Source organism: Faecalibacterium taiwanense (assembly GCF_036632915.2).
GTDB classification, from domain to species: Bacteria; Bacillota; Clostridia; order Oscillospirales; family Ruminococcaceae; genus Faecalibacterium; species Faecalibacterium taiwanense.
Map to the genome: position 1 here is coordinate 259,213 of NZ_CP155552.1, position 26,324 is coordinate 285,536.

The following is a 26,324-nucleotide window of genomic DNA, read 5'->3' on the forward strand; positions in this document are numbered from 1 at the left end:
GGGATGTTTGTGCTAAAATGACGTTAGCATCCTTTGTTAAGCTTCTCCAATGCGACATGCAAGGAGTGTTCATCCAATGAAAAAAATCATGATCTCCGTGGCCCCCGTTGCGGCCACAGACATTCTCATCAATCCGCGGGCCATTGCCCGGGATGTGTATGAGTGCTACAAAAACGGCGCGTCCATGGTGCACCTGCACTGCCGCGACCTGAACGGCAACCTCACCCCGGATCTGAGCCTGCTGGAAGAAACGGTGGCCTACATCCGCGAGATGTGCGACATCGTGGTGGAGATCTCCACCGGCGGCGTGTCCAACCTGACCATTGAGGAGCGTGTGCAGCCCTGCTACCCCTCCTGGGTGGAAGCCAACAGCCTGAATGTCGGCTCGGTGAATCTGGGTACCTCGGTGTACCAGAACCCCATCAAGGATGTGGAGTACTGCGTCAAGACCATCATGGACAACAAGAAGATCCCGGAGACCGAGGTCTTTGAGCTGGGCATGATCAACACCGTGCGGGAACTGAACGACAAGTTCCACTTTGTAAAACCCATCCTGTTTGCACTGGTGTTCGGCCATGGCGGCGAGATGCCTGCCACGGTGCCGGCCCTGCGCCACATGATCCAGGCGCTGGAAGAGAACTTTCCCAATGGCGACTACCTATGGGGCTACACGCAGGCCCACCGCGAGGACTGGGAAATGGTCAAGACTGCGCTGGATATGGGCGCTTCCACCGTGCGCATCGGCTTTGAGGATTCGGACATGATCGCGCCGGGTGTCCATGTGGACAACAACGCAGCGCTGATCGCAAAGGTGTCGGACATCGTAAAGTCCAAGGGCATGATGCCCATGACTCCCGACGAGGTGCGCGCCATGCTCAAGATCCCGCCGCTGCGCCGTTAAAAAGGAGGAAAGAAACGTATGGTGATTCAAGGCGTTACTTACCTCTCAGACTTTGAGGCAAAAAAAGCCATCATGGAAATGGCCCGTCGGCTGGAAGCCAAGGGCTGGCTGGTGGCCGGTGACGGCAGCATGAGCGTCCGCGTCGGCCCGCAGGCCGTGTGGGTGACCGTTGCCGGTGCCGACAAGGCTGCGCTCACGCAGGATATGCTGGTGCGCGTGGATATGAATGGCAAGGCGATGCTCAGCGCAAAGCCCAAGCCCCTGCCCGAAGACCTGCCCATCCATCTGAAAATCTATCAGGAAAACGAGAACGCCCAGTGCGTGATGCACACCTATCCGGCCTGCGCGGCTGTGATGGGGATGCAGGGCCAGACCGTGCAGCCTGCAGCATTCAGCCCCGCAGTGCGGGCGCTGGGACGGGTGCAGCTGCTGCCCGCCCAGAACGTGGACGCACAGGCACAGGCTGTCAGCCTGTTGTGCCGCACCGATAAGGCTGTCCTGCTGGAAAATGACGGCTGCCTGACCTGGGGCAAGACCCCGGCAGATGCGGCCCATCTGGTGGAAGCACTGGATTACTACGCAGCCGTCACCGCAAAGCTGGGCTGCGCAGGCTGCTCCAAATGCGGCAGCTGCGGCGGTCACTGCACCGGCTGCAGCAAGTGCGGCGCACCTGCCGTGCAGCCCATGGCTCAGCCCGCTGCACAGCCTGTGGCAATGGCAGTACCCTCCGCACAGCCTGCCCAGCCGGTGAGCCTGCCGGGCGTTACCGGGCTGATCCAGCCGGGCATGGCGCTGCCCACCCTGCCCAAACAGCAGGCGGCTCCTGCCCCTGCCCCGGTGCCCGCCGCACAGCCTGCGGCAGTCCCTGCAATGGAAGCGGCCCCGGCCGCACCAAAGTCCGCAAATGCCCGCGATGCCGCAATGGCCGAGGTCATCCGCCGGACGCTGAAGAGCTTTCAATAACAAAAAGTTTCGTTTGATCCAACGGATATGACCTTTACGGAAAGGAACGAAAACCATGGATATCAGTTCGCAGGAAATTGAAGCGATCGTCAAGCAGGTGCTTGCCGGTATGGGCGGTGCACAGACAAGCGCCGCCCCTGCAGCCTATACCGCTGCACCCGGCGGTGCAGCAGGCGACCGCGGCGTGTTCGAGAACGTAGACGACGCAGTGGAGGCTGCATGGAAAGCCCAGCGCGACTGGGCGGCCAACTACAAGATCGAGGACCGCCAGCGCATCATTGAAGCCATCCGCCGCTGTGCCCGGGCACATGTGGAGGAGTGGTGCCACAAGATCGTGGAAGAGACCGGCATGGGCCGCTATGAGGACAAGGTGGAAAAACATCTGGCTGTCATCAACAAGACCCCCGGCCCCGAATGCCTGACCACCGAAGCCAAGAGCGGTGACGCGGGCCTGATGCTGGAAGAGTATGCACCCTTTGGTGTGATCTGCTCCATCACCCCCACCACCAACCCTACCGAGACCATCATCAACAACACCATCAGCATGATCGCAGGCGGCAACACCGTGGTGTTCAACGTGCACCCCCGCGCAAAGCGGGTGTCTGCCGACTGCCTGCAGGCACTGAATACCGCCATCATCGAGGCGGGCGGCCCTGCAAACCTCATTACCATGACCCGTGAGCCGACCATGGAGAATGTGGACAAGATGGCCGCAAACCCCAAGATCCGCCTGATGGCAGGCACCGGTGGCATGGGCATGGTGAACGCCCTGCTGCGCAGCGGCAAAAAGTGCATCGGTGCCGGTGCAGGCAACCCGCCCGTCATCGTGGACGAGACCGCAGACATCGAGCTGGCAGGCCGCAAGATCTACGAAGGCGCTTCGTTCGATAACAACATCCTCTGCTTTGCAGAGAAGGAAGTGTTCGCCGTGAACACCGCCTACGACGGCCTGCTGCACGAGCTGCAGAAGCAGGGTGCCTACCTGCTGAACAAGGCCCAGACCGAACAGCTGGTGAACATCGTGCTGCAGCCCAAGAAGGGCGGCGGCCACGAGGTGAACAAAAAGTGGGTGGGCAAGGATGCCGCCCGCATTCTGGAGACCATCGGCGTGCATGTGCCGGATACTTGCCGCCTTGCCATCTGCGAGGTGCCTGCCGACCATCCGTTCGTTCTGGTGGAGCAGATGATGCCGGTGCTGCCCATCGTGCGCTGCCAGAGCTTTGAACAGGCGGTGGAAAATGCCGTGGTGGCCGAGCACGGCAACCGCCACACCGCTTCCATCTTCTCCAAGGATGTGGACCACATGACCCGCTTTGCCCGGGTCATTGAGACCACTATCTACGTAAAGAACAGCGCCACCAAGGCCGGTGTTGGCATTGGCGGCGAGGGCCACTGCACCATGACCATTGCCGGCCCCACCGGCGAGGGCATCACCTGCGCAAAGAGTTTCTGCCGCCGCCGCCGCTGCATGCTGGCCGAGGGCGGGCTGCGCATCATCTGAGTTTTTGAAGGACGAAACCATCACATACAATTTTTTCAGTGTTCTGACAGGAGGAACAACTTATGAAAGCTCTGGGTTTTATCGAGACGAAGGGTCTGGTTGGCAACATCGACGCTACCGATGCAATGCTGAAGGCTGCTGACGTTGAGTTCATTGGTTCCGACACCATCGGTGCCGGTCTGACCACCGTGATCGTTACCGGCGAGGTGGGCGCTGTCAAGGCTGCTACCGAGGCTGGCGAAGAGGCTGCTTCCCGCGTGGGTGAGCTGTTCTGCGTCAACGTCATTGCACGTCCCCACGCAGATCTGGCCCGCATCATGCCTGCCAAGGGCCCCGCTACCGGCAAGTCCGGCCTGCCCGCAGGCGAGCAGGTGCCGCTGGATGCCGCTCTGGGCATGATCGAGACCAACGGCCTGACCGCTTCCATCGAGGCAGCCGATGCCATGCTGAAGAGCGCAGATGTCTCTCTGGTGGGTCAGGAGAAGATCGGCGCAGGCCTTGTTACCGTGTTCGTGCAGGGCGACGTTGGCGCTGTGAAGGCTGCTGTTGAGGCAGGCCAGACCGCTGCTTCCCGCATTGGCGAAGTGGTCAGCGCACTGGTCATTCCCCGCCCGCACGCAAGCGTGTCCGAGTGCATGCCTGAGCTGCGCTGAGCCCTGCGCTGACGCTGCATAAGAAAGGAGCGCTGTGCCTTGGTTTACCATGACATCAGTCAGGAACAGCTGCTGCTCCTGATCACGCAGGCCGTGCAGGCAGAGCTGCAAAAGCGCAGCCGTCAGGTGCCGGTAGGCATCTCGGTGCGGCACATCCACCTTACCCGCGATGATGTGGACAAGCTGTTCGGCTATGGCTACCAGCTCACCCCCAAAAAGGCGCTGAGCCAGCCCGGCCAGTTTGCCTGCGAGGAATGTCTGGACATCATCGGCCCCAAGGGCGAACTGAAGCATGTCCGCATCCTTGGCCCGGAGCGCAGTGCCACTCAGATCGAGCTGGCGCAGACCGACTGCCGCAACATCGGCATCAAAGCGCCGGTGCGTTCCAGCGGGGATACAAAGGGTACGCCAGGCGTGACCCTGCGCGGCCCGCGCGGTACTTTGACCGTGCCGGAGGGCGTGATGATCGCCGACCGCCACATCCACATGACTCCCGCACAGGCAGCGGCCTTCGGCCTTGCCGACGGCGACCGCGTGCAGGTAAAGATCGACGGCCCCAAGCCGGGCGTGATGGGCGGGGTGCTGATCCGCGCAAACGACAAATGTGCACTGGATTTTCACATCGACACGGACGATGGCAATGCCTTCCTGCTCAAGCAGGGGCAGCTGGTCACCGTGCTGGGCAAAGAGGAGTAAGCTATGATTTTAGGGATCGTCAAGGGGACCGTTGTCGCCACCCGCAAAATGCCGGAGCTTGTAGGCTATAAGTTCCTGCTGGTGGAGCCGGTGTTCGGCTCCAAAAAGGATACCATCGTGGCGGGCGACAACATCGGCGCGGGTGTAGGCGAGATGGTTCTGGTCACCACCGACGAGACCACCCAGCATGGTCTGGACCATCCGTCGCCCATTGATGCTTTCATCGTGGGCATCGTGGACAATCCTCCCACCCTGAGTAAGTAACACCCTGCAAGTTTTGCCGCAGAGAGGGGCTTCCTCCCGGCGGGATCGTGAGGCTTAAACAATGAAAATTATTATCATCGGCAGCATTGCCGCCGGGGTTTCGGCCGCCGCCAGACTTGCCGCCGCCCAGCGCGGAGCGCAGATCACCGTCTACGAAAAAGGCGGCTTCTACTCCTGCGGCACCGGCGGCCTGCCCCATTATCTGTGCGAGGATCTGGACAGCCTGAACAAGGCCATTCAGGCCAAGGAGACTGAGCTGAACGCGCAGGGCATCACCGCACATCTGCGCCATGAGGTGCGCGGCATCGACGCAGCCGCCCGCAAGGTGACGGTATGTGATCTTGCCACCGGACGCGTGTTTGAAGACCACTACGACAAGCTGGTGCTGGCCACCGGTTCTTCCAACCGTGTGCCGCAGGTGCCCGGCAGTGACCGCGTGGGCGTGCAGACCCTCAAGACCGTGGAAGATCTGATCTTCCTCAAGGAGTTCGTCCGCACCCCCTATGTGCGGGACATCGTGATCCTGGGCGGCAGCTGGGCCGGTTTGGAGATCGCAAAGTCCTTCCTCAAGCTGGGCCGCAATGTGCGTATCATTGAAAAAGAGCAGCAGCTTTTGCCCCAGTTTGACCCTGAGGTGAGCAAGCTGATCCAGAAGGAGCTGGAAGCGCAGGGCGTGCAGTTCAATCTGGGCGAGCAGGTGCGCTCCTTCCCGGGCCGTACCTTCGTGGAGCAGGTGCAGACCAACCGCGGCACCTACCCCTGTGACCTTTGCGTGGTAGCCATCGGCGTTACCCCCAACACCGGCCTGCTGGCCGGTACCGGGGCGCAGCTGGCACCCAATGGCGCTGTGCTCATTGGTGCCGACCTTGCCACCAGTGTGCCCAATATCTATGCCGTGGGCGACTGCGCGGCCTGCCGCGACGGCTCTCTGCGCACCAGCAGCCTGAAGGTGGCGGATCTGGAGATCGCCCGCACCGGCCTGACCGAGACCGAGGCCCGCAAGGCCGGTCTGCGGGTCAAGAGTGCAATGGCCACCGGCACCGACCGTCCGGGCATCTGCCCGAACCCCCACCGCATCACCATCAAGCTGGTGTATGAGGCCAATACCCGTCAGGTGCTGGGTGCGCAGGCATGGGGAGAAAAGAATGTTTCGGCCCGCATCAACGCCATTGCCGTTGCCATCCGCGCTGGCATGACCGTGGAAGCACTGGGTCAGGTGGATTTCGTCTATTCCTCCTCGTCCTGTTCCATTTGGGACCCGGTGCAGATCGTCTGCGGTCAGGCACAGTAAGCGGAGGGTGAACACATGGCAGAACGCATCAACGCCGTCAAGACCAGCTTTTTTGGCAAGGGTGCCATCCGTCTTCTGGGACCGGAGCTTCAGAAGATGGGCATCCGCCGTGCTTTGCTGGTGACGGACCGCTTTCTCTATGATTCCGGTGCCGCTGCCCGGGTCGGTCAGGTACTGTCCGATGCCGGTGTGGAGTACGCCGTGTACTACAATGTGCAGCCCAACCCCACCGTACAGGTGGTGAACGACTGCATTGCCGCAGCCCGCACCCTGCAGGTGCAGCTGCTGGTGGCCCTGGGCGGCGGCAGCGCCATCGATACCGCTAAGGCAGCCAGCATCGTGGTGGCCTGCGGCGGTACCGTGGAACAGTACGAGGGCGAGAACAAGTCCTCCAAGCCCGGCCTGCCCATCGTGGCGGTGAACACCACCGCCGGTACCGGCAGCGAGTGCACCTCCTTCTACATCGTCACCGACCCTGTCCGCCACAGCAAAATGGCCATGGTGGACCCCAACTGCATGGTCAGCATTGCGGTGAACGACACCGACTTCATGTCCTCCATGCCGCCCAAGCTCACCGCAGCCACCGGCATGGACGCGCTGACCCACGCCATCGAGGCGGCGCTTTCCAAAACGCCAACCCGCTCACGGACAAGGATGCCTACTGGGCCATGCAGGCGATCGTGCAGAACCTGCCCCGGGCCGTTGCCAACGGTCAGGATGAAGCCGCCCGCACCATGATGGCCTATGCCGAAAATGTGGCAGGCATGGCTTTCTCCAACGCGGGCCTTGGCATGGTGCATGCGATGGCACACGCGCTGGGCGGACACTACAACCTGCCCCACGGTGTGTGCAATGCGGTGCTGCTGCCCTACGTGCTGGCCTTCAACAGCCGCAGCCCGGTGTGCCGGGAGCGGTTCATGACCATTGCCGCTGCCATGGGCCTGCAGGGCACTTTTACCCCGGACACTGCCGCACCGGCAGTGATCCAGTTTGTCCGTCAGCTCAGTGCAGGCGTGGGCATCCCCGCAAACCTTGCGCAGCTGAACAAGGTGGACCCTGCAGATTTTGCCGCGCTGGCAGAGCTTGCCCTGCACGACACCTGCATGTCCACCAACCAGATCACCCCCACCCGCGACGAGGTGGTGGCGGTGTATACCGCCGCATTCCGCGGGTGAACTTTGAGACCTCCTCCATTTTCTCCATACCCAAACAAAGCCGCCGCTCTCCCTCTGCAAGGGAATGCGGCGGCTTTGTGCTGTAAAAAGGGGTGGTGGGATTGTTTTTAAAGAGGATTCTGTTATAATAAAATGAAAATGCGGCGCAGAAGTAAGAGGAGAAAGCGATGGAAACAAGAGAAAAACAGGCGTACCTGATAGAAGCACATAAATGTGATGAGATGCTTCTGACCCTGTTGCGGATGCTGGATGTACCGTGGAATGATATATTCATCCACATGGACAGCAAAAATACGGACTACCAGCCGGAAACGGTGGAGTGCCGCATGAAATATGCGAAAGTGTTTCACGCAAAACGGCACAGTGTTGTGTGGGGCGGTGTCAGTCAGGTAAAAGCGGAGCTTGTGCTATTGAAAACAGCAGTGGCCCATGGCCCGTATCAGCATTACCACCTGATCTCCGGTGTGGATCTGCCCATTCAAACACAAGAAGATATCCGTGCATTTTTTGAGGCAAACCCGGACGTGGAATTTGTCCATTTCGACCCGCACCCGTTCAGCCCATTCAACGATGAGCGCGTTTATTACCGGCACTTTTTTCAGAATATCGATCTGCGCCGCCATCCGGTGCTCGGCGTGATCAATGGAATCCTGCTGTCGGGCCAGAAACTGCTGAAAATAAAGCGCAATCAGGACGTTCACTTCACAAAGGGCAGCAACTGGTTCAGCTGCACGGACGGCTTTGCACGGTATCTGTTGACAAAAGAAGAGTGGATCCTGCAGGTGCTGGACAAGACCTTTTGCTCGGACGAGTTCTTTGTGCAGACACTGATCGCGCAGTCGCCGTATCAGGATAAGATCTATCAGGGGCCGGGTGATACCAGTGCCCGTGCCATCGATTGGGACAGAGGCAATCCGTGGGTCTGGAAATACGCTGATCTGGAACAGCTGAAAGCATCGCCCTGCATGTTTGCCAGAAAATTTGATATCGAAAAAGAACCGGAGCTTGTGCATGAAATAGAACGCCTGTATGCACCTCATATATAAAAACAGTGCCGGACAGTTTTCAGGCTGTCCGGCACTGTTTTTTACTGTTCATTCTTTTTCGCCAGATCCTTGGTGTACAGGGCACGGGTGGCGTTGAGCACAGCCAGCACCATCACGCCCACATCGGCAAAGATGGCGGTCCACATGCTGGCCATGCCGATCGCGCCCAGCACAAGGCAGGCAAACTTGATGGCCAGTGCAAACACGATGTTCTGGTACACGATGCGTAATGTGCGGCGGGCAATGCGCATGGCCAGTGCGATCTTGGCGGGGTCGTCGTCCATCAGCACCACGTCAGCGGCCTCAATGGCAGCGTCAGAGCCAAGAGCGCCCATTGCAATGCCCACATCGGCACGGGACAGCACCGGGGCATCGTTGATGCCGTCGCCCACAAAGGCAAGGTTCTCTTTGGGCCGCTTTGCGGCGAGCAGCGTTTCGATCTGGTCTACCTTGTCGCCCGGCAGCAGGCCCGCATGGTATTCATCCAGCCCAAGCTCTGCGGAAACGGCCTTTGCAACCGGCTCGGCATCGCCGGTCAGCATCACGGTCTTGCGCACACCGGCATCCTTCAGCCCCCGGATGGCCTGTGCACTGTGGGGCTTTACCACATCGGCGATCAGCAGATAACCGGCGTACATGCCCTCGATGGCCACATGCACGATGGTGCCGGTCTCGCTGACGGCGGGAGCCTTCAGGCCCAGCTTTTCCATCAGGCGGGCGTTGCCGGCAGCAACGGTCCTGCCGTCCACCTTGGCGGTCACGCCGTGGCCGCCCAGCTCCTGCACATCGGTGACACGGTTCGGATCGATCTCCCTGCCGTAAGCGGCCTTGATGCTGAGGGAGATGGGGTGCTTGGACCAGCTCTCGGCCAGCGCGGCAGCTTCCACCAGCTGTTCCTCGCTGGTGCCCTCTGCGGGGTGGATGCCGGTCACTTTAAAGGTGCCCTGGGTCAGGGTGCCGGTCTTGTCGAACACAACGATGCCGGTGCGGGCCAGCTCTTCCAGATAGGTGGAACCCTTGACCAGAATGCCGCAGGCAGATGCACCGCCGATACCGCCGAAGAAGCTCAGGGGAATGCTGATGACCAGTGCGCAGGGGCAGCTGATAACAAGGAAGGTCAGGGCACGGTAGACCCAGTCGCCAAAGCGGGCGGGCTGGCCCATGAGCAGCAGCACGATGGGCGGGATAAAGGCCAGAGCCAATGCGCCATAGCACACGGCGGGGGTGTACACGCGGGCAAAACGGGTGATGAAGTTCTCGGCGCGGGCCTTCTTCATGCTGGAATTTTCCACCAGATCGAGAATTTTGGAAACGGTGGATTCGCCGAATTCCTTGGTGGTCTTTACCTTCAGCAGGCCGGTCATGTTCACGCAGCCGCTGATGACCTCATCGCCGGTCTGCACATCGCGGGGCAGGCTCTCGCCGGTCAGGGCGGCGGTGTTCAGGGCAGAAGCGCCCTCCACGATCACGCCGTCGATGGGCACGCGCTCACCGGGCTGGACCACGATCACGGTGCCGATCTCCACGTCGTCCGGGTCCACCTGCTCCAGCCTGCCGTCCTCGCCCTCAATGTTGGCGTAGTCCGGACGGATGTCCATCAGGCTGGAAATGCTCTGCCGGCTCTTGCCCACGGCCACGCTCTGGAACAGCTCGCCGATCTGGTAGAAGATGATAACGGCACAGCCCTCCACGTAGTCGCCCAGTGCAAATGCACCCACAGTGGCAACGGCCATCAGGAAGCACTCGTCAAAGGGCTGACGGTTCTTGATGCCAAGCAGTGCCTTGCGCAGCACATCCCAGCCGACCACCAGATACGGGATGCAGTACAGTACCAGCTCCACCGGCGTGGGGAACTGGGGCAAAAGCTTGAGGATGAGCACCAAAATCAGCGCAATGATGATGCGCTGCAGGTTCTTTTTCTGCTTTTTGTTCATACAAAACTCTCCTTTTGCGGGATCCATGGGCCGCATCACGCTGCGGCGGGCGGGAATTTCAACAACTTTTCCCCATAAAAATGGATATTCCACGGTTTTACCCGTGTTTTCCACACAGTTTTTCAGGCGTAAAAGCGCTTTTCCACGTTTATTTTACGTTTTTTCCGCAAACGGTGTTGAAAACTGAGTGGAAACTGTTGAAAACTGTCTGATTTTTCAACAGAAAAAGTTATTGCACAACACAATCGCACACAAAGTAAAAAGCATCTGCACATTCGTTTGAGCTCTCAGAAAATCTACGAATTCTTGCTGCAGATGCTTTTTTCTTTAGCGGGCTCGCCCTCTCAGTCAAATCCTTTGGATTTGCCAGCTCTCCCAAAGGGAGAGCCCTTGGCAGTCCACGCAAACTTCATCTCTTTGCCAAGGCCTCTCCCTTTGAGGAAAGACTTCCCCCGGCCGGGGGAAGATGTCGCGTAGCGACAAAAGGGGGAGTGTGTCACCGCAGGTGACGGAGAGGGCGAGGCTGTTGATCGTGTGCAGCAACCTGCCGCGCATCAGATGTCAAAGATCTCGCAGTCGTCCTCCACCTTCTTGCAGGCGGCCAGAACGTTCACCATGGTGTCGTGGGGGTCTGCACCTTCAGAGAACTCCACCTTCATCTTCTGGGTCATAAAGCTGACGGTAGCATTTGCCACGCCTGCAACGGTGTTGGCAGCGTCTTCCATCTTCTGAGCGCAGTTTGCGCAGTCCACTTCGATCTTGTAGCTCTTCTTCATAAGTAATACCAGCCTTTCGTTATTCTTCGATATGATCCATCCCCATGGAGAGGATGCTGCGCACATGGTCATCGTCTAGTGCGTAGTAAACGGTTTTGCCCTCGCGCCGGAACCGCACGAGCTTGGAATCCTTGAGCACCCGCAGCTGATGGCTCACCGCCGACTGGCTCAGCTGCACGGCGTTTGCAATGTCCTGCACGCACAGCTCGTTGTCGTGCAGTGCATACAGGATCTTGATGCGGGTGGAGTCGCCGAACACCCGGAACAGGTCGGCCAACTCGTACAGCACCTCGTCGTCCGGCATATCCAAGGCTTCCGGCTGCGGCGCGGGCATTGCTTCCTTTATTTCCGCCATGTTGACATCTCCCTTCGTTGTGGATTCACATGAACGATTGTTCATGTGTTCATAGTAGCACGCAGAATGCTCCTTGTCAAGGCTTTTTTAAAGATTTTCGGCGTCTGCTCTAAATTGATGAAATTTGCCTTAAAACGCAGAAAATTTGCGTTTTTGAATCGCAATAAGGATGCGGATCGGAGGGAAGGCGAAAACAAAAAAGGAACCGTAGATTTCTGCGGTTCCATGAGTCAAGAGGACATTTACTTGTCCAGATAGATCCATTCAATTGTGTATTGCTCTGCATCAGAGCCGGTTGCGGAGACAATGTTTTTTACGTAGTCTTCCATCAGCTGCTGCGCCTGCTGCTGGGCCAGTGTCAGAAGCGGTTTGTAGTCTGTGGCTTCGGCCTGCAGATCTTGCTGTGCCTGAGTCAGGATGGCTTTGCTGTCCTCGGCGGTGATGGTGGCAGAATCCTTATCCACGATGTAAGCATTTTCATCTAGAGAGGTGGAATCTACCTTGCAGTACAACAGTTCAGCCTTTGGAATGGAGATTGTGACGTGTTTACCGGAAAGTTCCATTTTTACCTTGGAAGCATCTAGACCGTATTTTGCAACGCCAACATATTCGACCCAGGCTTTTTTATCTTTGGCCATCCACAGAAATTTTTCGGCATCTTTTTGTTCGAACTTGACAACATTGTGGAAATAACCTTCTAGAACTGAAAGTTGGCAGATGGATTTCAGCTGACCCTCATCCGGGGCGGGAACCTCGACGGGTTCGGTCTTTCCGCAGGCAGTGAACAGAAAGAGCGTAAGAGCAACAGACAAAAGGCAGATGTACTTTTTAAGATTCACTTTCAGCACTTCCTTCCTGAATTTCTGCGGGTTCTGTGTTCTTCTCCTGGATAACCAGAGAGTAATCACTACAGATGGCCTGCATGACGGGTTCGGCCAATGCGCGTACAGTGTTTTCTGCGTTCATTTGTGCGATGCTGAGCAAAGCACTTTCGCTGGTGCATTCCTGCCGGATATCGGTTTCACACGCCGTAAATGCGGCGTCCAGCACAGAGATATTGTCGGCTTTTTTATTCTGGAAAATGAAATCAAGCGAATCCGGATCAACAACGGTGTCCTGAATTTTTACTTCCGGGAGAGTTGCGGTGATCGTTTTGGTTTCTTTATTTTCGGAAAACGTTACCTCCGAAAAATCAATGCCAGCATAGACGGAAGCGGTATAGCAGATATAGTAATCGATTTTTTTCAGATTTTTCTGGTTTGGAATCTCTACAATGCCCTGATATTGGAATACGGCAGTGGAAAGATCACTGGTCTTGACGATTTTTTCAAGGGTGGTCGTGACATCAATTTGAGGTTCGGGTTTCTTTTTGGGAATCTGAGCAACTAGGGCAACGATGCAGACCAGAATGACCGAAGCCGTAAGAAGCAGTAGTTTTGGATGCAAGTTCTTTTTTGTGGATTCTTCCATTTTGATTTCTCCTTGTTTTGCTTGGGCGTAGTTCGCCTTCTTAACAGAAGCTGAAATTTTCGCGTCGAGCTGCAAAGCTGTTAAGGTAAATAGTAACCCCCTCCGCATAATCTTGTCAAGAAAAATAGTGAATTGAAAAAGAAAATGTCACTTTCCGCCACAGCTTTTCTCCGTGAAAAAGTAGATCCGAAACGACAGCAGTTGTTTCGGATCTACAAATTATAAAAATAATTTTTCCGCTGAATATGGCCAGAGCAAAGCGGAGGCCGTTTTAAATCATCAGCGCTTCTGCTTTCCCGCGCACTATGGCAGACACATTCCAAATAGCGGGCAGCACTGAAAGCCGGGGCCGTATGCGGCTGCAGTCGATCCGCTGCGCAAACGCGAATTTGTTCATGGAATGCCGCTCTTTCCGCTCCTTGGCAGCCCGTTTGCGCAAAAAGAAAAAGAGAAATTCACAAAAAAGTGCAAAATAGGGTGCGTTCTGGTGCAAAATGTGGTATCTTATAAAGGTGTTCAAAAATAAAATGCGCCATACGGCGCGCAAAAGGAGAGGAAAGTATATGACATTGGAAACCGGTATCCGCGGGGAACAGAGCGTGCTCGTCACCGCAGCCAATACAGCAAAGACCATGGGCAGCGGCACGCTGGAGGTGTTTGCCACCCCGGCCCTTGTGGCTCTGGCGGAAAAGACCTGCTGGATGAGCGTGGCCGACGCGCTGGGCGAGGGCAATGGCTCGGTGGGCACCAAGCTCGAGCTGGAGCACACCGCCCCCACCCCCGTGGGCATGACCGTGACCTGCGAGAGCGAGCTGGTGGCGGTGGAAGGCCGCAAGCTTACCTTCAAGGTGGCCCTGCACGACGAAAAAGGCCCTGTAGGCGGCGGCACCCACGAACGTTTTGTCATCAACAACGCCAAGTTCGCAGCCAAGGCGGAGGCAAAGAAGGGGTAAAACTCCTTCCGTCATCGCTGCGCGATGCCACCGTTCCCCTTTTTGTCGCTTACACGACATCTTCCCCCGGCCGGGGGAAGTCTTTCTCAATGAGGGAGGCTTTGGCAGTACGGTAAAGTTCCCGGTTTTGCCAAAGGCTCTCCCCTTGGGAGAGCTGGCACCGAAGGTGACTGAGAGGGCGAGGACGCTGACCGAAGAAAACTATTCTTCATCCGTCTGCTCTGTTTGCTCCAGCCTGATCGGCGGCGGGTCAGCTTCCAGCAAGTGCTGCGCGGCACGCTTCTGCGCGTCCTGCAAGAGCTGGGCGGCCTGCACGCTGGCCCGGAACAGCTCAAAATACATCGCTTTATAGTCCGGCGCGGTGCACACCTCCCTTGCATTCAGTGGGGATAGTTTTTCCTGCGGGCAAAGGGTATGCATCCCCGGAAATTTGAAAAAAGAGGAATCCGTTATGAAAAACAAGAACCTTTCATGGTTCGCAGCTCTGCTGGTGTTTGCCCTGCTGCTGTGGTGCACAGCGGCAACGCCCGGCAAGATCGCGGACCCGTCCACCTATACCTGTGCGGTGTACAGCACCATCTTTTCGCTGCTGCCGCCGGTGATCGCCATTGTGCTGGCGCTGAACACCAAGGAGGTGTACACCTCCCTGCTGGTGGGCATCGCATCCGGTGCACTGCTATATGCCAACGGCAATCTGGAGCTGGCCATCAACACCCTGTTCTTCAATGAGGACGGCGGCATGGTGGCCAAGCTTTCGGACAGCAGCAACGTGGGCATTTTGGTGTTCCTTGTTATGCTGGGCATCCTTGTGGCCCTGATGAACAAGGCCGGCGGCTCTGCCGCCTTTGGCCGCTGGGCCTCCACCCACATTCACTCCCGGGCCGGTGCGCAGTTTGCCACCCTGCTGCTGGGCGTGATGATCTTTGTGGACGACTACTTCAACTGCCTGACCGTGGGCTCTGTCATGCGCCCGGTCACCGACCGGCAGAAGGTGTCCCGCGCAAAGCTGGCCTACCTGATCGATGCCACCGCAGCACCCGTATGCATCATTGCGCCGGTGTCCAGCTGGGCAGCTGCGGTCACTTCCAGCGTGCCGGAAGGCTCCGGCATCAACGGCTTTACCATGTTCCTGCGCACCATTCCTTATAACTACTATGCCCTGCTCACCCTCGTGATGAGCCTGTTCCTCATCTTCACCGGCACGGACTTTGGCTCCATGAAGCTCAACGAGGACAACGCCAAAAACGGCGACCTGTTTACCACCGCCGACCGTCCCTACGGCAACGATGTGGACGACGGCACCGACACCCGCGGCCATGTGGCGGACCTGATCGCCCCGGTGCTGGTGCTGATCGCAGCCTGCATCTTCGGCATGATCTACACCGGCGGCTTCTTTGAGGGCGTGGACTTCGTTACCGCCTTTGCGGACTGCAACGCTTCTGCAGGTCTGGTGCTGGGCAGCAGCATTGCCCTGCTGTTCACCTTTGTGTTCTACCGCGTGCGCAATGTGATGACCTTTCAGGACTTTGCCGCCTGCATTCCCGAGGGCTTCAAGGCCATGGTCAGCCCCATGCTGATCCTCTCCCTCGCATGGACCCTGTCCGGCATGACTGGCCTGCTGGGCGCAAAATATTACGTTGCCAACCTGCTGAGTGGCTCTGCTGCAGCGCTGCAGTACATGCTGCCGGTCATCATCTTCCTTGTGGCAGTGTTCCTTGCCTTTGCCACCGGCACGAGCTGGGGCACCTTCTCCATCCTCATCCCCATCGTGTGCCATGCCTTCCCGGAGGGCGAGATGCTGGTCATTTCCATTGCGGCCTGCCTGTCCGGTGCCGTCTGCGGCGACCACTGCTCCCCCATCTCGGACACCACCATCATGGCATCCGCCGGTGCCCACTGCAGCCATGTGAACCATGTGTCCACCCAGCTGCCCTACGCCATTACGGCGGCTTCCTGCGCGGCAGTGTGCTATGTCATCACGGGCATTGCACAGGCTTTCCTTGGTGCCAACGGCAGCCTGTTCACCTCGCTGATCCTGCTGGCCGTTGCCATTGCCGTAGAGCTGGTGGTGCTCAGCGTGATCCGTGTGCGCACGAACAAAAAGGCGGCAGAATAAATTCCTGCCCAAAATTCAGCTGTTTCGCTTTGCGCCGCGGCCAAAACGTGGTATTTTTAAATAAAATGAACTATCGGAGGCACACGACCTATGCTGGAACAGGCATTTCAGGACGTATACACCAAATTCAAGCTGCATTTCTACCAGAACGTTTTTCAGCGTTTTGCCACCCGGGAAGCCACGCTGACCACGGTGGAGTCCTTCTGCATGGAGGGCATCATGGCTATGGGCGAACCCACCATTGCGGAGTTTTCCCGCATGATGCAGATCTCCACCCCCAACGCGGCGTATAAGATCGGCAGTCTGGTGAAGAAGGGCTATGTGGAAAAGATCCAGTCCACCACCGACCGGCGCGAGTATCACCTGCGCCCCACCCAGAAGTATATCGATTACTACAACATCAGCTATTCCTATCTGCACACTGTGGTGGAGCGCGCAAGAGAGCGCTTCTCACCCGAGGACTGTGCAAAGCTGGAGGAGATGCTCACCATTGTGAGCACCGAGCTGATGCCCGAGTTGGATATGCTCAAGAAGGACGAAAAGGCAGAATAAGCAACAAAGAACTCCCGGACATCCGTCCGGGAGTTCTTTTGTTTCCCCTTACTTCTGCTCTTTATCTACTACCTGGATCCTGCCCTTCTTCCACAGCACATAGGAGGTAAGGATGCCGATGGGCAGCATCACGATGATGAAGATGCCCACAAGGCCGCCCAGCACGGAGCCGTAGCCTGCAAGGCGTGCGGCGAGGGAGAGCACCGTCATGATGATGAGCACCGGCAGCACGCCCTTGATGCCGCCCTTGACCACCTTGCTGCCGCTGGCAGAGCTGGCGAACAGACCCAGCGCCATGGAGCCGAACAGGGCGCAGCAGCGGGCTCTGGATGATGTCCTTCATGGTTGCCATAAAATGTCCTCCCAATAAATACAGAATGAACGAAAAAAGGCGGGTGTTTTCGGCCCGCCGTCCTTGCGATACGGACAGGATACCGGAAAAGATGGCATCTGTCAAATGAGTATGACTAAAGCACAACCGGCATTTTAGGGATAGTTCAGGAACAGGATCCTGCAAAGAACCTTTACTGCATTAAAATAATAAAGCACTGACTGCGAGTCACTTTGTATCCGTTAAAAATTGCATAAAATTTAAAGAAAAAATCTGTCGTTCTGCCAAAAGCAGTGGGGATACACCTTTGCAAAAGCCGTGAGACCTGTTATAATACAGACATATTCATATCGAGAGAATGGGTTTATCGGCGGCAATGAGGCCAAAGAGGAAACCGGCATCGTATTTTGAGGAAAAGGCCAATGGAACACGTAACCGAACAACAATTGACAAGGCGGCAGAGCACCGTATGGCGGGCACTGCGTGCCGCCGCACCGCAGACCATTCCGGTGCTGGCGGGCTATTTTGTGCTGGGGATGGGCTATGGCATTTATGTGCAGTCGCTGGGCCTGCCGGTGTGGATGCCCATGCTCATGGGCACCGTGGTGTACGGCGGTTCGCTGGAGTTTGTGCTGGCAAGCCTGCTGCTGAGCGCGTTCTCACCCCTTTCGGCGTTTCTGATGGCGCTGATGATCCAGGCGCGGCATTTGTTCTACGGCCTTGCCATGCTGGAGCGCTACAAGGGCTACGGCCTGCGCAGCTTTTATATGATCTTTGCCATGAGCGATGAGACCTTTTCCATCACCTGTTCGGCCGAGCCGCCGGAAGGGGTGGACAGGGGCTGGTTCATGTTCTTCATCACCCTGCTGGATCAGTGCTACTGGGTGGCCAGTGCCGGTCTTGGCGCGGTGGTGGGCTCGGTGCTGCCCTTCAGCACCGAGGGTGTGGACTTTGTGATGACCGCCATGTTCACGGTGATCTTCCTCAACCAGTGGGAAAAGGACCGGCAGCACTACAGCGCCCTGATCGGCCTTGCCGCCCCATTGGCGTGTCTGGTGTTTTTTGGCTCCGGCAGCTTTTTGCTGCCCTCCATGGGATGCATCCTGATCCTGCTGCTGGCTCTGCGTAAACCGATCGAAAAGGCCGAAGGCACCGAAGCAGAAAAAAGCGGCGAGGAGGTGGGCGCATGACCACAGTCCAGATGGGCCTGACCATTGCAGTGTGCACCGCCGCCACCATGCTCACCCGTTTTCTGCCCTTTGTGGTGTTCTCTTCCAAGGATCAGCAGCCGCCGGAGGTGGTGCGGTATCTGGGCAGGGTGCTGCCCGCCGCCATCTTTGGTATGCTGATCGTCTACTGCCTGAAAAGCGTCACCCCCTTTGCGGGCAGCCGCGGCATTCCGGAGGCCATCGCCCTGCTGGTGACGGTGGGCCTGCACAAGTGGAAGCATGAGACCCTGCTCAGTGTCGCAGGCGGTACGCTGTGCTATGTGCTGCTGGTGCAGCTGGTGTTCTGAAGAAAGAAAAAGCGCGCTGCCGAGCAGGAAGATTCCTGTACGACAGCGCGTTTGTGCATGGGACGATCCGCTGACAGCGAACCGGAGCAGGACCGTCCGAAAAACCGATGCTTTGCGACCCGGTCACGGAAATTTTTCAAAAAAAGGTGTATACTGTAGAAAAATGCATCCGAAGGAGGGTTTTCCCATGCCCAGCATCATCATTATAGGTTCCGGCCCGGCGGGCGTATCCGCCGCTCTGTACGCTGTCCGCGCCGGTGTGGATACCACGGTGCTCACCAAAGGCCCCGGTGCGCTGCACCGCGCCGAAAAAATTGAAAACTATTACGGCTTTGCCGAGCCGGTCTCCGGTGCGGAACTGGAACGCCGCAGCATCGAGAATGCAAAGCGCCTTGGTGTGAGATTCGTCACAGCCGAAGCCGTGGGCCTGACCTATACGGATAAACTCACCGTAGAAACAGTGGATAAAAATTACCCGGCGGACGCTGTGATCCTTGCCACGGGTGCATCCCGGGCGGTGCCGCGCATCCCGGGCCTTGCCGGGCTGGAGGGGCACGGCGTGAGCTATTGTGCCGCCTGCGATGCCTTTTTCTACCGTGGAAAGGACGTGGCGGTGCTGGGCAGCGGCGAGTACGCCCTGCACGAGGTGCAGGCTCTGCTGCCGGTGGTGCGCAGCGTCACCCTGCTGACCAACGGCGCACCGCTGACGGCGGACTTCCCGCCGGAGGTCACAGTCTATCCGCAGACCGTGGAGGCTGTTCTGGGCGAAACCGTTATCACCGGCGTGCAGCTGTCCGGCGGCGTGCAGCTGCCTGTCAGCGGTGTATTTGTGGCGCTGGGCGTGGCGGGCAGCACCGCACTGGCTAGGAAGATCGGCGCAGAGGTGGACGGGAACCGCATCGTGGTGGACGAAAAAATGCAGACCACCGTGCCCGGCCTGTATGCGGCGGGCGACTGCACCGGGGGCCTTCTGCAGGTGGCAAAGGCCGTGTATGAGGGCGCGCAGGCGGGCACTGAAGCCGCCAAGGCCCTGCGGAAAGGATGAAAAGCAATGTCGGAAACAACAAAGGAACACCGCGATTGTCTGGCCAAAGGTTTTCCCTTCTGGAACGACCTGACACCCGACGAACAGGACATGCTCTGCCGCTACACCCGGCCGGTGCACTACGCAAAGGGGGCAAGGGTGCACAGCCCGCTGGAAAGCTGCGTGGGCATCCTGCTGCTGCGCTCGGGCCAGCTGCGGGCCTATCTGCTCTCGGAGGACGGGCGGGACGTGACGCTCTACCGCCTGTTCGGCGGGGAGGTGTGCATCCTGTCGGCATCCTGCGTGATGGACTCGGTGAACATCGACCTGTATATTGATGCCGAAGAGGACACCGAGGCCTACTGCATCAGCGCGGGCGTTTTCCGCAGGCTGATGCAGCAGAACGTGCATGTGCGCTGCTACGCCTATCAGATGACGGCGGAGCGCTTTTCCGACAGCATGTGGACCATGCAGCAGGTGCTGTTCATGAGCGCAGACCGCAGGCTTGCCATTTTTCTTACCGATGAGCTGGCCAAGACCGGCGGTGATGAGGTACGCATGACCCACGACCAGATGGCAAAATACATGGGGTCTGCCCGCGAGGTGGTGAGCCGGATGCTGAAATACTTTGCGCAGGAGGGCTGGGTGCGGCTGTTCCGGGGCGGCGTGCAGGTGCTGGACAGGAAAAAGCTGCAGCAGCTGGCAAGAGGACAATAACAAAAAAGGGACGATGTAAACATCACATCGTCCCTTTTTGAGTCATAGGTTATCCTTTGCAGCCCTGTTCTTCCCAGTCGCCAAAGTCGCTGGCTTCGGCGATCTTGGTGGGGTCGAATTTTCCGCTCTCGTCTTTGGGGGCAACAGCGGGGCCTGCTTCCACAGGGTTCTGGTTGGGAGCTTCCGGGTCGAACACCGGCTTCTCACCGCCCTCCGCGGGTGCCGCCGGGGCAGAGGCTTCTTCGGCGGGCTGGGCAGCAGCTGCCGCTTCTTCGGCAGGAGCTTCCGGCGCAGCTTCTTCTGCAGCCTTTTCGTTGGCAGCATCGGAGGCTTTGGTTTCCGCTTCGGCGTAGGCTTCGGCAGTCTTGGCGGCTTCCTCAGCGTTCTGCTCGGCGTCCTCCGGGAACTCTACTTCCTCCACATGGAGCGGGTCTTTCTGGTTCAGGATCTTGTCCAGTGCCACAATGGCAGCACCGGTAACGGCCACAGCAGCGGCCGTGCCAAGGATACGAAACAGTGTTTTCATGCCGGGACCTCCTTGAAAGATCAGATCAAGAGAATGTTACCACATCGTTCAGCGGCTTTTCGGCAGGCTCCACCGAAATGGCGGTGAGCACCGGGCCTTTGCCGCGGTAGATGTTATGGAACTTGTAGCCTACCTTTGCGGTCACCCGCACCCATGCGCGCTGCTCCAGCGCCTTGTAGCCATCGTAGCTGCAGGGGAAGCCAACGAACTGGATGTCCTGCACGCAGCAGGTCATGGCGAAACGGCCCGGCACGAAGCTGTTCTTGCCGGCACGGTTGGTCTGACACACCTGTGCAAGGAATTTGACCGTTTTGCCGGTATACTTCTGGGGCTCGTCCTGACAGTCCATGTACCAGATGCCGAAATCGTCATCCGGAACGTCGATGATGTCCGCGTTGATGTCAAAGGGCAGCGGATCAGGGATATCGTCGTAGGCCACGCTGCCGTCGGCAAACTCGTAGGCGATATCGCACTTGCGGGAAGCCTGACGCACCAGCTTGTGCAGCTCCTGACGGGCGGCATCGTTGTTCACGGCCTCAGCGCGGTTGAACACGATCAGCTCACTGCGGGCGATCTTGTCCAGCAGCAGGCTGCGCATGGAGTTGTCGCGGGCGTAGGTCAGGGCGGTGGTGCCGTCGGCGGTGGCGATGCACTGGTACACGATCCAGCTCTCGGGCAGAGCCTCGGCCAGATCCTGCAGCAGCCACATGCCGTTGTACTCAATGACCACACGGCCTGCACCGGATTCCTTTTCCAGCTTGAGCAGATTCTGCGGGTTCAGCTCGGCCTTGTCCTCCAGCACCTTGACGGTCACACCGGGAAAGGCGAACTTTTTGGGATTATACTCTTCTTCGCCCTCCTCGCAGATCAGCAGCAGGGTCTTGTCGCCGGAGTCGAAGTTGGGGTCTTCAAAGGTCTCCTGAATGAATTTGGTCTTGCCGCTTTCCAGAAAGCCCACAAACAGGTAGACCGGAATTTCTTTTGCCATAGGAATGGTTTCTCCTTTTTACTTTAAGCTCAGCAGCCGAACAGCTCTGCAATGGCCTTTTCGTTCAGCTTGGAGCCGATCACGACCAGCTTGCCGCCCACATCTGCACCGCGGGCACGCACTTCCCATTCGCCGGGCACATAGTCGAACTCCAGCCAGCCGTCTGCGCCGCCGTTCACGATGCCCTTGCTGCGCAGGATCATGCCGTAATTGCCGGTATCCAGCTCGGTGAGGGCGTGCTCCACTTCTGCCTTGGTGAATTTGCGGGCCGTCTCGACGCCCCAGCTGGTGAATACCTCGTCGGCATCGTGGTCATGATGATGGTGGTGATGGCCGCAGCAGCAGTGGCCGTCATGGTCGTGATGATGCTCGTGCTCGTCGTCATCATCGTCATCATCGTGGTCGTGATGGTGGCCGCAGCAGCAATGGTCATGGTCATCATGATCGTGATGATGGTGCTCATGCTCATCGTGATCATCATCTTCATCGTGATCGTGGTGATGCTCGTGCTCGTCCTCGTCGTCATCATCGTGGTCGTGATGGTGGCCGCAGCAGCAATGGTCGTGGTCGTCATGATCGTGGTGATGCTCTTCTTCCTCGTCCTCGTGGGCGTGCTCCTCATTGGCCTTTGCAGCCATGGCGATCAGCTCTGCCTTGAAGTCGTCCTTGGTGGACATGGCCTTCAGGATCTGCTCACCGGTCAGTTCGTCCCATGCGGTGGTCACGATGGTAGCGGTGGGGTTCTTCTCGCGCAGCATGGCGACCGCAGCGGCGATCTTCTCTTCGCTGGCGGTCTGGGTGCGGCTGAGCAGGATGCAGCTTGCGTGGCTGATCTGGTCGTCGTAGAACTCGCCGAAGTTCTTCATATACATCTTCACCTTGTTCACATCGGCCACGGTGACAAAGCTGTTCAGCTGCACATCCAGATGCTCGGCCACGCCTTCCACAGCGCGGGTCACATCGGAGAGCTTGCCCACGCCGGAGGGCTCGATGACGATGCGGTCGGGGTGGTACTGCTCCACCACCTGCTGCAGGGCGGTGCGGAAGTCGCCCACCAGAGAGCAGCAGATGCAGCCGGCGTTCAGCTCGTTGATCTGGATGCCGCTTTCCTTCAGAAAGCCGCCGTCAATGCCGATCTCGCCGAACTCGTTCTCGATCAGCACCACCTGCTGGCCGGCAAAGGCCTCTTTGATGAGCTTTTTGATCAGGGTAGTTTTACCGGCACCAAGGAAGCCGGAGAAAATATCGATTTTGGTCATGATTCAATTGCCTCTTTCTTTGAATAGCACACAGAGCCGCAGAGTGCTGGCTCAAAAAACTTACACTCCTATTATAACAAGGCTGTCAATGGGAAAACCGCCTTTTTCAAGAAAAAATTGTAACTTTTTTTGCAAATTGGCGGCATTTTGAGGGAGAACGAACTCCCTCAGTCAAAACCTGACGGTTTTGCTGAGAGGACGCCAACCCTCTCAGGCTCACTGCGTTCGCCAGCCGTTCCCCTTTCTGGCTTCGCCATCTTCCCCCGGCCGGGGGAAGTCGTTCCACTCAGGGGGAGCTTTTTGTTTTCTGAAGGTCGGCACGAATAAAGCTCCCCCTTTCGGGGGAGCTGGCAAAGCCGCAAGGCTTTGACTGAGAGGGTCCAGCCAGCGAGGATGCTCTCCGGCAGCGGAGGTCATTCCAAACCGTCCCGCCCCTGCATTGCAATCTTTTTCCCGGAATGATACAATAAGGCCAAACAGAAATGCACCGCTGCCGGGCTTTCCGGTGAGAGAAAAGGAAGCAAATCATATGAGCATGAATACCGTTCCAGAGCGCCTTGCCGCGCTGCGTGCCGCCATGGCTGCAAACGGCGTGGCCGTTTATCTGATCCCTGTGGGTGATCCCCACGCCAGCGAATACCTGCCCTGCCATTACACCAGCCTGACCTGGTTCTCCGGGTTCCACGGCGAGAACTCCAACTTCGTGGTCACCCGCACCGAGAGCGCCCTGTGGGCCGACGGCCGTTATTTTGTGCAGGCCGAGAAGGAAATTGCGGGTACCGAGATCAAGCTGCAGCGCATGGGGGAACCCGGCGTGCCCACCGTGGAGGAATACTGCGCAAATGCCCTGAATGTGGGCGAAGCACTGGGCCTGTGCGGCCTGACCGCCAGCACGGCCCTCGTGAACGACCTGAAAAAGGCACTGGAAAAGAAGGGCGCTTTCATCAAGACCCTGAACCTTGAGGACGAGCTGTGGACAGAGGGCCGCCCTGCCCTGCCGGATACCCCAGCGTGGATCCTGCCGAAGGAATATGCGGGCTTCTCCCCGGCGGAAAAGCTGGATCAGCTGCGCAGCAAGCTCAAGGAGCGGGGCTGCACCGCTCAGTTTGTGGGCAAGCTGGATAATCTGGCATGGCTTTTGAACCTGCGCGCCATGGACATTGAGTGCACTCCCTATGCCATGGCCTACTGCTATGTGACCCCCAGCCGCGCGGTGCTCTTCATCAACACAGCCCGCGTGGCCCCGGAAGCCCGGGCAGAGCTGGAGGCCAACGGCATCACGCTGGCGGAGTACGACGATGTGCTGAAGTTCCTCGCTGCTGAGACGGAACCCCAGACCGTGCTGGCCGAGTGCGCTACGGTGAACTACGCCGTGTATCAGGTGCTGGAGCAGAACCCTGCCCTCACCGTGAAGGACGGCACCGACCCGCTGCTGATGATGAAGGGCGTGAAGAACGAAACGGAGCTTGCCCACACAAAGCAGGCCCATATCCGGGACGCTGTGGCCATGGTGCGGTTCCAGATCGAGCTGGAAAGCCGTCTTGCTGCCGGTGAGACCCTGACCGAGCTGACGGTGGATGAAATTCTGCACAAGTACCGCAGTGCGGACGATAAATTCCTTGTGGAAAGCTTTGGCACCATTGCGGCCTACGGCGGCAACGCAGCCATGATGCACTACCACGCCACCCCGGAAGATCACGCTGTGCTGGAAAAGAAGGGCTTTCTGCTGGTGGACAGCGGTGCCACCTACATGGACGGCACCACCGACATCACCCGCACCTACCCGCTTGGCCCGCTGACCGAGGACGAAAAGCGCTTCTACACATGGACTCTGCAGAGCCACATCGACCTTGCCAAGGCCGTCTGGCTGGATTACTGCGAGTGTAAGATGATCGACACCATTGCCCGGGAACCGCTGTGGCGGCACCTCATCAACTACCGCTGCGGCACCGGTCACAGCGTCAGCTTTGTGGGCAACGTGCACGAAGGCCCCCATGCCCTGAACAGCCGCAACACCACCCGGATGCGTCCCGGCATGGTGGTCACCGACGAGCCGGGCGTTTACGAGACTGACCTCGTGGGCATCCGCATCGAGAACGAGCTGGTGTGCGTGCACAAGGCGGATAACCAGTACGGCACTTTTCTGGGCTTTGAGCCGCTGACCTTTGTGCCTATTGCCACCTCGCCCATCCTGCCCGGTGTGCTGGATAAGGACGAGATCGCATGGCTGAACGATTACCACCGTCAGGTGTTTGCAAAGCTGGCACCGCACCTGAACGACGAAGAACGCAGCTGGCTGGCGGAGAAGTGTGCCGCCATCGGCTGCTGAGAAAGCGCAAAAAACACCCGGAGCCGTGCAGGAGCCAGAGCGGCTCTCGGCGGCAGCCGGGTGCTTTTTATAGGGTCACAGCTTGCAGCAGTGCGTCTGTGGGGTGTCCAGCGGCGGAAGAGTGAACTCGTTTTCGCCAAAGGGCGAACGCAGGATGGCGGCCCGCGTTTCCGGGTAGATGCCAAGTTCGGTGTAGATGTCCCGGTACAGGAGCATCACCCGCCGCCGCAGCGAAAGGATGTCGGCGGTGGTCACTCTGGAGTGGGAGACGCTCTGGCCGTTCTGCAGGTAGTAATAGCCGATGTCCGGGATGGATACGGCAGTGTGCACGAAACGCAGATATTCGGTGTTGAACAGCTGATCCTCCGCAAACAATTCTTTGCGGAAATGGAGGCTGTGCTTCCGCAGGAGGTCACGGCGGTAGAGCTTGTTGCAGGGACTGCCATAGTAGAAGGTGTTCGGCTTCTGGATCAGATGCTTTGCGTACTCCTGTCCGGTGTACACCCCGGCAGGCAGATAGCCATAGGCCCGGGTGCGGGGCGGATTGCGCTGGAGCACATGCTGCAGCGCCTTTTCCCATGGGCGGATGTGCTCCACATAGTTTTCCGGGTACACCATCCAGAAGGGCGCAATCACAAGATCGGCGGTGTGGGCCTCGGCGGCGGAGACCAGCTTTTCCGTAAAATCGGGGGCCAGCCAGTCGTCGCTGTCCACAAACTGGATGTATTTGCCGTGGGCCAGCGCAATGCCCTGATTGCGGGTATCCGCTGCGCCGGTGTTGGTTTTATCCACCAGTGCAATGCGGTGGTCGCTGGCGGCAAGGGCGCGGCAGACGGCAAGGGTGTCGTCGGTGGAGCCATCGTTCAGCAGCAGGATCTCAATGCTTTTATAAGTCTGGGCGCAAATGCTTTTGACACAGCGGGCAATGCACCCGGCAGTGTTGTACATGGGCACGATGATGCTTACAAGGGGAAATTCCATAGGTTCT

General features: G+C 58.2%; 27 protein-coding genes and 1 pseudogene. 17 read left to right on the forward strand and 11 right to left on the reverse strand.

Annotated elements, in window-relative coordinates:
- Positions 1–76: 76 nt before the first annotated feature.
- The 9 genes and pseudogenes from PXT33_RS01165 to PXT33_RS01210 all read left to right on the forward strand — a co-directional run bounded on the left by PXT33_RS01165 (position 77) and on the right by PXT33_RS01210 (position 8,490).
- Complete coding sequence (locus tag PXT33_RS01165; RefSeq protein ID WP_097774529.1) at positions 77–901, forward strand: 3-keto-5-aminohexanoate cleavage protein; 825 nt, start codon at positions 77–79, stop codon at positions 899–901.
- A gap of 18 nt (positions 902–919) precedes the next feature.
- On the forward strand, positions 920–1,864 hold the full coding sequence (locus tag PXT33_RS01170; RefSeq protein ID WP_154260112.1) for a class II aldolase/adducin family protein: 945 nt from the start codon (positions 920–922) through the stop codon (positions 1,862–1,864).
- Positions 1,865–1,919: 55 nt separating this feature from the next.
- Complete coding sequence (locus tag PXT33_RS01175) at positions 1,920–3,365, forward strand: aldehyde dehydrogenase family protein (protein WP_332375788.1); 1,446 nt, start codon at positions 1,920–1,922, stop codon at positions 3,363–3,365.
- A gap of 62 nt (positions 3,366–3,427) precedes the next feature.
- A complete protein-coding gene (locus PXT33_RS14785) occupies positions 3,428–4,018 on the forward strand; it encodes a BMC domain-containing protein (RefSeq protein WP_005939592.1) in 591 nt (196 codons plus the stop codon).
- Between the two features lie 39 nt (positions 4,019–4,057).
- On the forward strand, positions 4,058–4,714 hold the full coding sequence (locus PXT33_RS01190; protein WP_207665833.1) for a phosphate propanoyltransferase: 657 nt from the start codon (positions 4,058–4,060) through the stop codon (positions 4,712–4,714).
- 3 nt (positions 4,715–4,717) lie between these two features.
- On the forward strand, positions 4,718–4,978 hold the full coding sequence (locus PXT33_RS01195) for a EutN/CcmL family microcompartment protein (protein WP_005939597.1): 261 nt from the start codon (positions 4,718–4,720) through the stop codon (positions 4,976–4,978).
- A 61-nt stretch (positions 4,979–5,039) separates the two neighbouring features.
- Positions 5,040–6,269, forward strand: coding sequence for an FAD-dependent oxidoreductase (locus PXT33_RS01200; protein WP_005939599.1), 1,230 nt, complete (start codon positions 5,040–5,042; stop codon positions 6,267–6,269).
- Positions 6,270–6,365: 96 nt separating this feature from the next.
- Positions 6,366–7,444, forward strand: a pseudogene (locus tag PXT33_RS01205) (iron-containing alcohol dehydrogenase).
- 167 nt (positions 7,445–7,611) lie between these two features.
- Entirely contained in the window at positions 7,612–8,490 is an 879-nt protein-coding gene (locus PXT33_RS01210) for a beta-1,6-N-acetylglucosaminyltransferase (protein ID WP_207698752.1), read from the forward strand.
- A 41-nt stretch (positions 8,491–8,531) separates the two neighbouring features.
- Here PXT33_RS01210 and PXT33_RS01215 read toward each other — a convergent pair whose 3' ends face one another.
- The 5 genes from PXT33_RS01215 to PXT33_RS01235 all read right to left on the reverse strand — a co-directional run bounded on the left by PXT33_RS01215 (position 8,532) and on the right by PXT33_RS01235 (position 13,025).
- Entirely contained in the window at positions 8,532–10,424 is a 1,893-nt protein-coding gene (locus PXT33_RS01215; RefSeq protein WP_097776879.1) for a heavy metal translocating P-type ATPase, read from the reverse strand.
- Positions 10,425–10,978: 554 nt separating this feature from the next.
- Positions 10,979–11,200 carry a cation transporter gene (locus PXT33_RS01220; protein ID WP_005940491.1) on the reverse strand — a complete coding sequence of 74 codons (222 nt, stop codon included), beginning with the start codon at positions 11,198–11,200 and terminating at the stop codon, positions 10,979–10,981.
- 19 nt (positions 11,201–11,219) lie between these two features.
- A complete protein-coding gene (locus PXT33_RS01225) occupies positions 11,220–11,555 on the reverse strand; it encodes a metalloregulator ArsR/SmtB family transcription factor (RefSeq protein ID WP_044953513.1) in 336 nt (111 codons plus the stop codon).
- A 242-nt stretch (positions 11,556–11,797) separates the two neighbouring features.
- On the reverse strand, positions 11,798–12,394 hold the full coding sequence (locus tag PXT33_RS01230; protein ID WP_332375790.1) for a DUF4230 domain-containing protein: 597 nt from the start codon (positions 12,392–12,394) through the stop codon (positions 11,798–11,800).
- A complete protein-coding gene (locus PXT33_RS01235; RefSeq protein WP_332375791.1) occupies positions 12,384–13,025 on the reverse strand; it encodes a DUF4230 domain-containing protein in 642 nt (213 codons plus the stop codon). The genes PXT33_RS01230 and PXT33_RS01235 overlap by 11 nt, the downstream gene beginning before the upstream one ends.
- A 563-nt stretch (positions 13,026–13,588) precedes the next feature.
- Between PXT33_RS01235 and PXT33_RS01240 the strand changes: the two genes are divergently transcribed.
- Positions 13,589–13,978: a thioesterase family protein gene (locus PXT33_RS01240; protein ID WP_120080450.1), complete on the forward strand. Its 390-nt coding sequence runs from the start codon at positions 13,589–13,591 to the stop codon at positions 13,976–13,978.
- A 201-nt stretch (positions 13,979–14,179) separates the two neighbouring features.
- Here PXT33_RS01240 and PXT33_RS01245 read toward each other — a convergent pair whose 3' ends face one another.
- Positions 14,180–14,320, reverse strand: a complete 141-nt coding sequence (locus PXT33_RS01245; protein WP_332375792.1) for a hypothetical protein — start codon at positions 14,318–14,320, stop codon at positions 14,180–14,182.
- Positions 14,321–14,429: 109 nt separating this feature from the next.
- On the opposite strand from PXT33_RS01245, the gene PXT33_RS01250 reads away from it, so the two are divergent.
- Both PXT33_RS01250 and PXT33_RS01255 read left to right on the forward strand, forming a co-directional pair.
- Positions 14,430–16,094, forward strand: a complete 1,665-nt coding sequence (locus tag PXT33_RS01250; protein ID WP_332375793.1) for a Na+/H+ antiporter NhaC family protein — start codon at positions 14,430–14,432, stop codon at positions 16,092–16,094.
- Positions 16,095–16,184: 90 nt separating this feature from the next.
- Positions 16,185–16,646 carry a MarR family winged helix-turn-helix transcriptional regulator gene (locus tag PXT33_RS01255; RefSeq protein WP_097781123.1) on the forward strand — a complete coding sequence of 154 codons (462 nt, stop codon included), beginning with the start codon at positions 16,185–16,187 and terminating at the stop codon, positions 16,644–16,646.
- Positions 16,647–16,694: 48 nt separating this feature from the next.
- On the opposite strand, the gene PXT33_RS01260 is transcribed toward PXT33_RS01255, so the two are convergent.
- Positions 16,695–16,943, reverse strand: coding sequence for a hypothetical protein (locus PXT33_RS01260; RefSeq protein WP_347070429.1), 249 nt, complete (start codon positions 16,941–16,943; stop codon positions 16,695–16,697).
- 456 nt (positions 16,944–17,399) lie between these two features.
- On the opposite strand from PXT33_RS01260, the gene PXT33_RS01265 reads away from it, so the two are divergent.
- The 4 genes from PXT33_RS01265 (at position 17,400) to PXT33_RS01280 (ending at position 20,234) form a co-directional block, all read left to right on the forward strand.
- Positions 17,400–18,167: an AzlC family ABC transporter permease gene (locus PXT33_RS01265; RefSeq protein ID WP_005943789.1), complete on the forward strand. Its 768-nt coding sequence runs from the start codon at positions 17,400–17,402 to the stop codon at positions 18,165–18,167.
- Positions 18,164–18,493, forward strand: coding sequence for a branched-chain amino acid transporter permease (locus PXT33_RS01270; RefSeq protein ID WP_332375795.1), 330 nt, complete (start codon positions 18,164–18,166; stop codon positions 18,491–18,493). Before PXT33_RS01265 ends, PXT33_RS01270 begins: the two co-directional genes overlap by 4 nt.
- A gap of 187 nt (positions 18,494–18,680) precedes the next feature.
- Positions 18,681–19,538 (forward strand): NAD(P)/FAD-dependent oxidoreductase, encoded by an 858-nt coding sequence (locus PXT33_RS01275; protein WP_332375796.1) that lies wholly within the window; start codon positions 18,681–18,683, stop codon positions 19,536–19,538.
- 6 nt (positions 19,539–19,544) lie between these two features.
- Positions 19,545–20,234 carry a Crp/Fnr family transcriptional regulator gene (locus PXT33_RS01280; protein WP_097781127.1) on the forward strand — a complete coding sequence of 230 codons (690 nt, stop codon included), beginning with the start codon at positions 19,545–19,547 and terminating at the stop codon, positions 20,232–20,234.
- 49 nt (positions 20,235–20,283) lie between these two features.
- Here the strand turns inward: PXT33_RS01280 and PXT33_RS01285 are convergent, their stop codons facing one another.
- Genes PXT33_RS01285 through PXT33_RS01295 form a run of 3 tightly spaced genes read right to left on the reverse strand, consistent with a single transcriptional unit; the run spans position 20,284 to position 23,007 of the window.
- Positions 20,284–20,760, reverse strand: a complete 477-nt coding sequence (locus tag PXT33_RS01285) for a hypothetical protein (protein WP_154260092.1) — start codon at positions 20,758–20,760, stop codon at positions 20,284–20,286.
- Between the two features lie 25 nt (positions 20,761–20,785).
- A complete protein-coding gene (locus PXT33_RS01290; protein ID WP_154260090.1) occupies positions 20,786–21,748 on the reverse strand; it encodes an outer membrane insertion C- signal in 963 nt (320 codons plus the stop codon).
- Positions 21,749–21,777: 29 nt separating this feature from the next.
- A complete protein-coding gene (locus PXT33_RS01295) occupies positions 21,778–23,007 on the reverse strand; it encodes a CobW family GTP-binding protein (RefSeq protein WP_332375798.1) in 1,230 nt (409 codons plus the stop codon).
- 529 nt (positions 23,008–23,536) lie between these two features.
- On the opposite strand from PXT33_RS01295, the gene PXT33_RS01300 reads away from it, so the two are divergent.
- Positions 23,537–25,336: an aminopeptidase P family protein gene (locus PXT33_RS01300; RefSeq protein WP_332375799.1), complete on the forward strand. Its 1,800-nt coding sequence runs from the start codon at positions 23,537–23,539 to the stop codon at positions 25,334–25,336.
- A gap of 75 nt (positions 25,337–25,411) precedes the next feature.
- Here the strand turns inward: PXT33_RS01300 and PXT33_RS01305 are convergent, their stop codons facing one another.
- Positions 25,412–26,317: a glycosyltransferase family 2 protein gene (locus PXT33_RS01305; protein ID WP_291012500.1), complete on the reverse strand. Its 906-nt coding sequence runs from the start codon at positions 26,315–26,317 to the stop codon at positions 25,412–25,414.
- Positions 26,318–26,324 lie beyond the last annotated feature (7 nt).